We start from the raw sequence: 10,101 nt of genomic DNA, 5'->3' as shown, positions 1-10,101 counted from the left end.
AAAATTATACTTTTTATTTTTATAAATTCTTTCTAAACTTAACTTATCTCTATTAAATTCATTTTTAGCATTATTTCTTTCTATTTTTTCAGCAGTATATTTTTTTATTAACTGTTTTCTTTTGGCTTTACTTAGTTCTTTATCAATAGCAGGACCATTAATACAACCACCTTCACAGGCAAGAAGTTCAATGAAATTAGCATTCAAACTACCTTTTTTAAGGTCATCCAGAACTTCCATGCAATTTTTTACTCCACTCACAGAAACTATTTCTTCCGATTCTAATCCCTCTTCCAAAGCAGCAGTTTTAATTGCCCCTTTTTCTAAAGGATAGGAACTTGCATTTGAAAAACAGGACTCATCAAAAGAAAGCTTTTTTTCTTCATAAGGTGAAATAGATTTTTCTTTCATAAAATCTTTAAGATGATCAAAAGTTAAAACAGCATCAATTTTATATTTTCCTTGATGTGAATCAGCTTCATCAATTTTAGCTATACAGGGGCCTATAAAAACAACTTTTATATCATCTCCATATTTCTTTTTTAATAACTCAGCATGAAGATTCATAGGTGAAATAATCGGTGATAAATAAGGAATAAGTTCTGGGTAATGTTTTTCAACTAGATTTACAACTGCCGGACAACAGCTAGAAATTAAACTTTTAAAATTATCTCTAACTAAATCCTGATATTCGGCTGCAATATATTCAGCAGCTTGAGAAGTTTCAGCTACAATATCAACTCCTAATTCCTTTAAAGCCCCTACAATTCTATAAGATGAATCAAGATTAAAGGCTGCAGCAAAAGAGGGAGCTATAGACACAGCAACTTTTTTATTAGATTTTAAATATGAAGAAAACATTTTAAGCTCATTTCTAGGTACTTTTGCATCCTGAGGACAGACATTTATACATTTACCACAATAAATACATTTTTCATCAATAATTTTTGCCTGATCATCTTCAAAAGCTATTGCTTTTACAGAACACTCCCGAAGACAGCGGTGACAATCTTTACAACTGGCATCATGAACTTCAAGCACACTCATTTTGGCTTCCATTATTAGTATCACCACCTTTATCAACAAATCTATTGTAAAATATTTCACGAGCATTTTCAGGATTAACGCCGGTGATAAATTCACCATCTACAGTTATAACGACTCCATCAGTACATCTTCCCTGACAGAAACTGGCTTTGAGATGAATTTCATCTTCTAAATCATATTTTTTTACCATTTTTTTGAAAATATCTACTACATCATGGGCACCTTTTAGATGACAACTGCTTCCCACACAAATACTTATTTCCATAAAACTGGCCCTCCTTTTACTGTAATCTATAAGAATATATTATTATTGTGAATTACTTCACATTTATTCTAACATTAGACTATATAACTGTCAAGATAATTAGCAAAAATAATTATCCAAACATAAAAAAAGGAACAGTCTTAGCTGCTCCCTCTAAAATCAAATCTATTTATGTCTCTCTCTTAACTCATTTTCTATATCTGAAATGCTTATATCGTAAAGAACTAATAGAATAAATAGATGATAAATTAAATCTGCAGTTTCATAAATTATTTCTTCTTCATCTTCATTTTTACCGGCAATTATAACTTCCCCTGCTTCTTCAACTATTTTTTTTCCAATCCGATCTATTCCTTTTTTGAGAAGTGAACTTGTATAAGAATTTTCCTGTGGATTTTCTTTCCGATCTACTATAATTTCATACAATTTATTATAAAAAGATTTATTTTCTTGTAGCAAATTTTCATTCAACTCATCAGTTTCAGAAAATTCTTCATCAATTTTTCTATAAAAACAACTTTCATTTCCTGTATGACAGGCTGGACCTGCAGAATCAACAAATAATAGTAAGGTATCTTTATCACAGTCAATTTTCATATCTTTAATATATTGATAATTACCGGATGTTTCCCCTTTTACCCATAATTTCTGCCGGGATCTACTCCAGAAAGTTGCTTTACCGGTTTTAATTGATTTTTGAAATGCTTCTTTATTCATATAGGCTAACATTAATACTTTACCACTTTTATAATCCTGCAAAATTGCTGGTAAAAGTCCTTGATCATTAAATTTTAAATCATCTGTATTTATATTCATTTTTTCACTCCTAACTCCATAGCTTAATAAATTAATGAAGACTTACTGGAATACCATTCTCTTTTAGATATTCTTTCACTTCCTGTATAGAATAATCTTTTTCATGAAATATAGAAGCTGCCAGAACTGCATCTGCTAAATTTTTTTCTAGAACTTCTTTTAAATGAACTGGTTTTCCTGCCCCTCCTGAAGCAATTAAAGGTATATTTATTTCTTTTGAAATAGCAGCTAACATCTCAAGATCATAACCTGCTCTGGTACCATCACGATCCATACTTGTCAAAAGAATTTCTCCAGCACCTCTTTTTTCTGCTTCCTTTATCCAGTTTACAAGTTCAATATCAGTATCTTTTCTTCCTCCATGAATAAATACTTTCCATTTTTCATTGATTTTTTTAGCATCGATTGCAACTGTAACAAATTGTGATCCAAATTTTCTAGCTCCTTTAGTAATTAATTCGGGATTTTTCACTGCTGCAGAATTTATGGCAACCTTATCAGCACCAGCTTCAAGTATAGCATTCATATCTTCTATACTTCTTATCCCACCACCTACTGTAAAAGGAATAAAAACTTTTTTAGCAGTTTTTTCAACTAAATCAATAACTATATCTCTTTTATCTGAAGAAGCAGTTATGTCTAAGAAAACCAGTTCATCTGCTCCTTCCTGATCATAATATTCTGCCAGTTCAACAGGATCTCCTTCATCTCTAAGATTAACAAAATTAACTCCTTTTACAACTCTCCCATCTTTGACATCGAGACAGGGTATAATTCTTTTGGCTAACATTATTTCACCTGCTTTCAATATTATCCTATTATATTAATTCCATTCTTCAAGTTTTATTTTTTCTTCATAGAGAGCTTTACCAACTACTGCTTTTTTTATTCCTATTTTATTTAGCTTTTTCAAATCATTTTTAGTAGAAATCCCTCCAGCAGCAATAAGTTCAATTTCTTCTCTATTTAATTTATTTATCATTTCTAAATCAGGGCCAGTTAACATTCCATCACTTGAAATATCCGTAAAAATTATATTTTTAACTCCTAATTCAATCAAATTATCCAAAAATTCTTCTGGATTTAATTCTGCAGTTTCAAGCCAACCTTTGACAGCAATTTTCCCTTCTTTGATGTCAAGACTGACAATAATTTTATCCTGGCCAAATTTATTTAATGCTTTTTTGAGAAGTTCTTTATTTTTAAGAGCAATAGTACTTACTATTAATCTATCAATCCCAAGCTCAAAATATTTATTCATATCACTAAAACTACGAATCCCGCCTCCTAATTGAATCGGAATATCTATATTCTCAGTTATTTCCTTTATTTTTTCAAAATTAACTGTTTTTCCATCTTTGGCACCATTTAAATCTACTAAATGGATACTCTTTGCTCCTTTTTCTATCCAATATTTAGCTGCTGCAAGAGGGCTATTATTATATATTTTTTCTTTATTATAGTCTCCCTGAGTTAATCTCACACATTTACCATCTTTTATATCAACTGCTGGAATTACTTCCATTTAATTACCTCCTACTATCTTTTCAGCAAAATTTTTCAATAATTGTAATCCCTTTTGACTACTTTTTTCGGGATGAGGTTGTATTCCCCAGATATTACCTTTATTAACAAGAGAAGTGAATTTAGTATTACCATAACTAGTTTCAGCTTTTATCAAATCTGCATTATCCGGTTTTACATAATAACTGTGAATAAAATAAAAATCACGGGGATTATCTATATCAGAAAAAAGTTTAATTTCTTCTGTTTCTTCCAGACTATTCCAGCCCATATGGGGTACTTTTTCTACCTTATTTTTATCAAATTTTTTCACTTTTCCTTTTATCAAACAAAGACCACTTATTGAAGGATTTTCTTCACTTGTCTCAAAAAGAAGTTGTAATCCAAGACAAATTCCTAAAATTGCTTTACCATCTTTAACTTCATTTTTAATTAATTTTACAAGATTTCTTTCATGTAACTTTTTCATTCCTGAACCAAAGGCACCTACCCCAGGTAGAATTAATCCATCAGCTTTTTTTATCTCATCTTTATCAGAGGTTAATTTGGCCGAGATATTAAGATATTCAAGTGCTTTCAAAACACTGCCAATATTACCTACTCCATAATCTATAACTGCTATCAATGTCTACCTCCTTCTTGTAATTGGCCTTTAGTTGAGAGAGGTTTATCTTTCAATCTTTTTTCTGCATCAGTAGCTTTATCAAGGGCCCGGGCAAAAGCTTTAAATGCCCCTTCAACTATATGATGAGTATTTTCTCCTCGGATTTGGCTGAAATGTAAATTTAGTTTTCCATGAGAAACTAAGGAACGGAAAAACTCATCTACTAACTCTACTGCAAATCCACCAACTTCATTTCTACTAAATGAAAAATCACTTTTATAATAAGATCTACCACCAAGATCAACTGCAGTCATTAGCAAAGTTTCGTCCATAGGAAGAATAATATCTGCATAACGTTTAATCCCCGCTCTATTTCCCAGCTCTTTATTTATTGCTTTTCCCAGCATTATCCCCGTATCTTCTACTGTATGATGGTCATCAACTTCTAAATCACCTTCAACTTTTAACTCTAAGTCAAAAAAACCATGACGGCTCCAGAGTTCTAGCATATGATCAAAAAATCCAATACCAGTTTTTATATCATAATTACCTTCACCATAAAGATCTAATTTTAAATAAATTTTTGTTTCAGTGGTCTCTCTTTTTAATTCAATCATTTTATCACCTCTATTTTTTATCTAGAATTTCTTTAAAATTACAAATAAATTTTTCATTTTGTTTTTCAGTACCCACCGTTACTCGCAAACTATCACCTAAAATTTCCAGTTCTTCCAGAAATCTAATCTGAATTCCTCTATTAGCTAAAGCTAAATAAATCTCTTTTTCTGGTTTTTCTGTATTAAAAAGTACAAAGTTTGCTTCTGATTTATAAGGAATTACTCCCTTCATATCAACTAGTTGCCTGTAAATTTCTTTTCTATTTTCCCTAATAGTTTTCCATATTTTTTTAAATTCATCAATTTCATCTAACACTAAAGTGGCTATTTTTTGACTGAATCTATCAGCATTATAAATAGATTTGACTTTTCTAATTTCATCAATAACTTTACTATCAGCAGCTAAATAACCAATACGCAGCCCGGCTATCCCAAAAGCTTTAGAAAAAGTTCTAGTAACTATCAAATTATCATATTTTTTTACTAAATCAATTAAAGTTTTACCACAAAATTCATAATAGGCTTCATCTAAAAGAACATAATTATCAGTATTTTTAATAAAATCTTCTAGCCTATTAAAATCCAAAATATTACCAGTTGGATTATTAGGTGAACAAAGAACAGTTAATGCAGAATCATCTTTTTTTGAATAAGTAGCAAGCTTATCCCAATCTATACTAAAATCTTTATTAAAACTTAAATCATAACTACCTTTTCCTACCATATCAGCATAAAATTCATACATCCCAAAAGTAGGGTGAACTAAAACAGCTTTTTTATTAGGTGCTACAAACTTAGTCATGATCATTAATAAAAGTTCATCAGAACCATTTCCAATTAATATATTTTCACTAGCAAGGTCTGTATAATCAGCTATTTTTTTCTTTAATTTTCTGGCTTTTGAATCAGGATATCTATTAAATTGGAATCCTTTAATCCCCTTCTCTATTTCTTCTCTGATTTTCAAGGGAAGTGTATAGGGATTTTCATTAGCATCAAGTTTACAATCTAAATTTAACTCATCCTTCATCCTGACCACCTCTTTTCCTGATTTCAATTGATTTAGCGTGAGCATCAAGACCTTCTTTTCGAGCAAGATTAATTATATCCTGAGAACATTTTTCTAATTGAGCTTGATTATAATAAATTATACTTGATTTTTTCATAAAATCATCAGTTGTTAATGGTGATGAAAATTTAGCGGTACCACCTGTAGGTAAAACATGGTTTGGACCTGCAAAATAATCACCTAAAGGTTCAGGTGAATATTCTCCTAAAAATACTGCTCCTGCATTTTCAATTTGGCCAAGATATGATAATGGTTCTTCTACAGCTAATTCAAAATGTTCTGGCCCATAATCATTAACTAATTTCAGCCCTTTATTTATATTTTCAACTTCTATAAAAACGCCATTTTCTTTGATAGATTTGCGAGCAATTTTTTCTCGAGAAAGTTTTAGCAGCTGTTTATCTATTTCTTTTTTTACATTTTCAATTAATTTTAATGAGGGACTGACCAAAACTGAAATTGCTCTTGGATCATGTTCTGCCTGAGAAAGAAGATCAGCTGCAATATAGGTTGGATTAGCATTTTTATCAGCCAGAACCATTACTTCACTGGGACCGGCCAGCATATCAATATCAACTTTTCCATAAACTTCTTTTTTGGCAATTGTCACAAATATATTCCCTGGGCCAACTATTTTCATAACTTTTTTTATACTCTCCGTCCCATAGGCCAGAGCAGCAATTGCCTGTGCTCCCCCTATTTTATAAATTTCTTTAACTTCTAATTCATTTAAAGTTACTAAAGTATAAGGATTAATCTTTCCATCTTTTCCAGGAGGAGTAGTAACAGCTATTTCCTTAACTCCTGCTACTTTAGCTGGTATAACGGTCATTAAAGCAGAGGATGGATAGGCAGCTCCTCCACCTGGCACATAACAGCCCACTCTATTAATTGGATTTATTAATTGCCCGGTCATTTTACCATTTTTATTATCAAACCAGCTTTCCTCTTTTTGTTTTTGATGAAATTCTTTTATATTTTTAGCAGCTTTTTTCAAAGAATCCAAAAATTCATTTTCAACTATATTATAAGCATCTTCAATTTCTCTTTCCTTTACTTGAAAATCATCTAGCTTAACTTCATCAAATTTTTCAGTGAAATTAAAAACTGCTTTATCTCCATCATTTTTAACATCTAAAAGTATATTTTTTACTTTTTTACGTACATCTTCTTCAATCGAAAATTCTCTACTTTTTATAAGTTCATCAATTTTATTTTTATCAGATTGATAATTCAAGATCTTCATTTTTCTTCCCCCAGGCTAATAATTTCTTAATCTCATCATGTTTTGCTTTATATGAAACATTATTTACAACAAGTCTGGCTGAAGATTCCATTATTTCAGCTATAGGAACAAGATTATTTTTTCTTAAAGTAGTTCCAGTTGAACTAATATCTACTATTAAATCAGAAAGTCCAACTTGAGGCCCTAATTCCACTGAACCACTTAAATATATGATATCCACCTGAATACCAAGTTTTTCAAAAAACTTTCTGGTAATACCAGGATAGGATGTTGCAATTCTTGAATGTTCAGGAATATTTTCAACCTCTTCAATACCTGATTTTTCGGGAACAGCAACTACAAGTCTACAGGCTCCAAAACCTAAATCAAGTAGTTCATATAAATTTTTATTATGTTCCATAATCACATCTTTTCCTGTAATTCCTATATCTGCTGCTCCATGTTCAATATAAGCTGGAACATCTTTTGGTTTAGCAAGCAAGAAATTATTATTTTTTTCTTCATCTTTATATATTAATTTTCTTGATAGAATATCAAAATCTGCAGAATTATTAATTAAATCCATATTAGATACAATATCAACTGATTTGTCAAATAATCTACCTTTAGGCATAGCTATTGTCAGGTTACTCATTTTTTTCCTCCTACCATTTTTTAATTAACATTAATCACCTGTGGAAGTTCATCTTTCTGACCGGTAAATAAAAGTAATCTATTTATCTTTTCCCCATTATAATTTTCTAATATTTTTTCTTTTAAATAATCTACATCATTTATATGTTTACTTTCTTTTTCATTTAGCATGTACATAAAAGATTTTTTTCCCTGGATATGTTGTTTTTTAAGATAAGATAAAGCTTTTTTTCTCTTTTCTTTAGTAAAAACTATAATTTCTTTATTATCTTCAATATTAAAATCTATCTTTTCACCTTTTAAAGCAAGTCTTATTCTTTCTACCCCAATCGCAAAACCAACTGCAGGAATTTGTTCTTCTGAAAATTTTTCAATTAAATTATCATATCTTCCTCCACCACAAATCAAATAGCCTAAAGATTTATTAAAGGCTTCAAAAACTATTCCTGTATAATAGTTAAATCCTCGAATAAGACTCATATCAAAATTAATATATTTTTCAATTCCATAATCTTTAAGAAAATCATACACTTCTTCTAAATTAGCTATTGCTTCCAAAATTAATTTATTATCAGTTAATTCTCTAACCTTAGAAAATATTTCCTTTCCTCCTCTTAATAAAAGGAGTTCTTCTAATAAATCATTTCTTTCAAAACTTTTTAAATATTTACGAAGCCCAACAACATTTCTTTCATTTAACAAAGTCTTAATTCTTTCTTTTTCTGAAAAATCTAAATTAAACTCACTAAAAACACCTTCTAAATATTTAACATGTCCTATATCCATCTCAAAATCATTTATTCCCGTAGCTTTAATAGAATCAACTGCTACTATCAAAGTTTCAGCATCAGCAGAAATTTTGTTACTACCAATAAATTCAACACCCATTTGATAAATCTCTCTATTTTTTCCCTGTTGATCCTGATTATAACGATAAACAGGACTAAAATAAGAATATTTAACAGGTAAATCTATTTCTGAATATCTATTAGCAACGGTTCTGGCTATAGGAGCAGTCATTTCAGATTTCAAAGAAAGCACATTACCTTCTCTATCAATTAATTTATATAATTCCTGTTTATTTTTTTCTCCTACTCCTTTTTTTAAAATATCATAATATTCCATTAAGGGAGTCATTATTTCCTGATAACCCCATTTTGCAAAGATATTTTCTATATTTTCTTTTATTTGCTTAATTTCATAAGTTGTTTTCGGTAAGTGACTTTTCATCCCACGTGGAGAATTTGTATTCATTTTTTTACCTCCAGATCAATTATTTGCTTTAATGCTTTACTACACTAAAGAATATAACATAAAAAAATAGTCCTGTCAAGTATGTAACAGGACTATTCTAATCTATCTTATTTTTCCTCTTTAAAATAATCAATTACAGCCTGCACCATAACCGCTATTCCTTCTTTTAAAACACTATCATCTACATCAAATTTGGCCTGATGATGTTTTATAACTTCATCTTCTGAAGGAGCCATTCCTAAATAAAAGAAATTAGCAGGAACTGCTTCAGCAAAATAAGAAAAGTCTTCTCCTCCCATATTTGCTTTTTTTAATTCTCTTACTCTATTATCTCCAATGATTTTTTTTGCTGATTTACTCAAAATCTCAGTCATATTTTTATCATTAATTAAAGGAGGAAATCGATATTCATAATCAAAGTCATAATCCGCTCCATAGATTGAAGTTACTTTTTCAATTGCCTTTTCCATATATTCAGGTAACTTATCTCTTACTTCAGGAACTAATGATCTTACTGTTCCTTCAATAAAAACTTCATCCGGTATAACATTATGGGTATCTCCACCTTCGATATGACAGACAGAAATAACAGCTGATTCAAGAGGATCTGTTCTTCTACTAATAATATTTTGGAACTGATCTACTATAGCAGTAGCAATAGGAATAGGATCAGTGCTTTTTTCTGGTTGAGCTGCATGACCACCATCACCTAAAATTCTTAAACTGAATTTATCAGGAGAGGCCATAAAAGGACCGGATTTGTATTCCACTACTCCCCTGGGAGAAGTTCCCCAGAGATGTAGACCTAAAGCAGCATCAACTTTTGGATTTTCTAGAACTCCCTCTTCTATCATTCCTTTCGCTCCACCCTCAGCTTCTTCAGCTGGTTGAAAAACAAATTTTACATTACCTTTAAACTCATTTTTTAATTTATTTAATAAGACAGCAACTCCAATTAAAATAGCAGTATGCCCATCATGACCACAGGCATGCATTACACCATCATTATTTGAGCTATACGGCTTA

At 30.4% G+C, this 10,101-nt stretch carries 12 protein-coding genes; all 12 read right to left on the bottom strand.

Annotation, left to right across the window (positions count from 1 at the left end; all coding sequences use genetic code 11):
- On the bottom strand, positions 1 to 1,059 hold a 1,059-nt coding region (locus VJ881_03045), incomplete at its 3' end, for a [Fe-Fe] hydrogenase large subunit C-terminal domain-containing protein (protein ID HKL75020.1).
- Entirely contained in the window at positions 1,034 to 1,342 is a 309-nt protein-coding gene (locus VJ881_03040; protein ID HKL75019.1) for a (2Fe-2S) ferredoxin domain-containing protein, read from the bottom strand. The genes VJ881_03045 and VJ881_03040, both read right to left, overlap by 26 nt.
- 135 nt (positions 1,343 to 1,477) lie before the next feature.
- Positions 1,478 to 2,128, bottom strand: coding sequence for a bifunctional phosphoribosyl-AMP cyclohydrolase/phosphoribosyl-ATP diphosphatase HisIE (hisIE, locus tag VJ881_03035; protein ID HKL75018.1), 651 nt, complete (start codon positions 2,126 to 2,128; stop codon positions 1,478 to 1,480).
- A 31-nt stretch (positions 2,129 to 2,159) separates the two neighbouring features.
- Positions 2,160 to 2,918: an imidazole glycerol phosphate synthase subunit HisF gene (gene hisF, locus VJ881_03030; GenBank protein ID HKL75017.1), complete on the bottom strand. Its 759-nt coding sequence runs from the start codon at positions 2,916 to 2,918 to the stop codon at positions 2,160 to 2,162.
- 33 nt (positions 2,919 to 2,951) lie between these two features.
- Positions 2,952 to 3,653 carry a 1-(5-phosphoribosyl)-5-[(5-phosphoribosylamino)methylideneamino]imidazole-4-carboxamide isomerase gene (hisA, locus tag VJ881_03025; GenBank protein ID HKL75016.1) on the bottom strand — a complete coding sequence of 234 codons (702 nt, stop codon included), beginning with the start codon at positions 3,651 to 3,653 and terminating at the stop codon, positions 2,952 to 2,954.
- A complete protein-coding gene (hisH, locus tag VJ881_03020; GenBank protein ID HKL75015.1) occupies positions 3,654 to 4,277 on the bottom strand; it encodes an imidazole glycerol phosphate synthase subunit HisH in 624 nt (207 codons plus the stop codon).
- Positions 4,274 to 4,873 carry an imidazoleglycerol-phosphate dehydratase HisB gene (gene hisB / locus VJ881_03015; protein ID HKL75014.1) on the bottom strand — a complete coding sequence of 200 codons (600 nt, stop codon included), beginning with the start codon at positions 4,871 to 4,873 and terminating at the stop codon, positions 4,274 to 4,276. Before hisB ends, hisH begins: the two co-directional genes overlap by 4 nt.
- 10 nt (positions 4,874 to 4,883) lie before the next feature.
- A complete protein-coding gene (gene hisC / locus VJ881_03010) occupies positions 4,884 to 5,903 on the bottom strand; it encodes a histidinol-phosphate transaminase (GenBank protein ID HKL75013.1) in 1,020 nt (339 codons plus the stop codon).
- Entirely contained in the window at positions 5,893 to 7,188 is a 1,296-nt protein-coding gene (gene hisD / locus VJ881_03005) for a histidinol dehydrogenase (GenBank protein HKL75012.1), read from the bottom strand. The genes hisC and hisD overlap by 11 nt, the downstream gene beginning before the upstream one ends.
- Positions 7,163 to 7,822, bottom strand: coding sequence for an ATP phosphoribosyltransferase (hisG, locus tag VJ881_03000; GenBank protein ID HKL75011.1), 660 nt, complete (start codon positions 7,820 to 7,822; stop codon positions 7,163 to 7,165). The genes hisD and hisG overlap by 26 nt, the downstream gene beginning before the upstream one ends.
- A 20-nt stretch (positions 7,823 to 7,842) precedes the next feature.
- Complete coding sequence (hisZ, locus tag VJ881_02995) at positions 7,843 to 9,075, bottom strand: ATP phosphoribosyltransferase regulatory subunit (protein ID HKL75010.1); 1,233 nt, start codon at positions 9,073 to 9,075, stop codon at positions 7,843 to 7,845.
- A 107-nt stretch (positions 9,076 to 9,182) separates the two neighbouring features.
- Positions 9,183 to 10,101: amidohydrolase (locus VJ881_02990; GenBank protein HKL75009.1), on the bottom strand; the 919-nt coding region annotated here is incomplete at its 5' end.

Source organism: Halanaerobiales bacterium (genome assembly GCA_035270125.1).
In the GTDB taxonomy this organism is placed as follows: Bacteria; Bacillota; Halanaerobiia; order Halanaerobiales; family DATFIM01; genus DATFIM01.
Note: the sequence above shows the minus strand (reverse complement) of the source record. Positions and strands in the feature narration are given on the sequence as shown.

Bases quoted from the DNA above. Each gene is read 5' to 3' on its own strand.
- hisA (HKL75016.1), bottom strand. From the start codon at position 3,653: ATGGAAGTAATTCCAGCAGTTGATATAAAAGATGGTAAATGTGTGAGA.
- hisZ (HKL75010.1), bottom strand. From the start codon at position 9,075: ATGAATACAAATTCTCCACGTGGGATGAAAAGTCACTTACCGAAAACA.
- hisIE (HKL75018.1), bottom strand. From the start codon at position 2,128: ATGAATATAAATACAGATGATTTAAAATTTAATGATCAAGGACTTTTA.
- hisG (HKL75011.1), bottom strand. From the start codon at position 7,822: ATGAGTAACCTGACAATAGCTATGCCTAAAGGTAGATTATTTGACAAA.
- hisD (HKL75012.1), bottom strand. From the start codon at position 7,188: ATGAAGATCTTGAATTATCAATCTGATAAAAATAAAATTGATGAACTT.
- hisB (HKL75014.1), bottom strand. From the start codon at position 4,873: ATGATTGAATTAAAAAGAGAGACCACTGAAACAAAAATTTATTTAAAA.
- hisF (HKL75017.1), bottom strand. From the start codon at position 2,918: ATGTTAGCCAAAAGAATTATACCCTGTCTCGATGTCAAAGATGGGAGA.
- hisC (HKL75013.1), bottom strand. From the start codon at position 5,903: ATGAAGGATGAGTTAAATTTAGATTGTAAACTTGATGCTAATGAAAAT.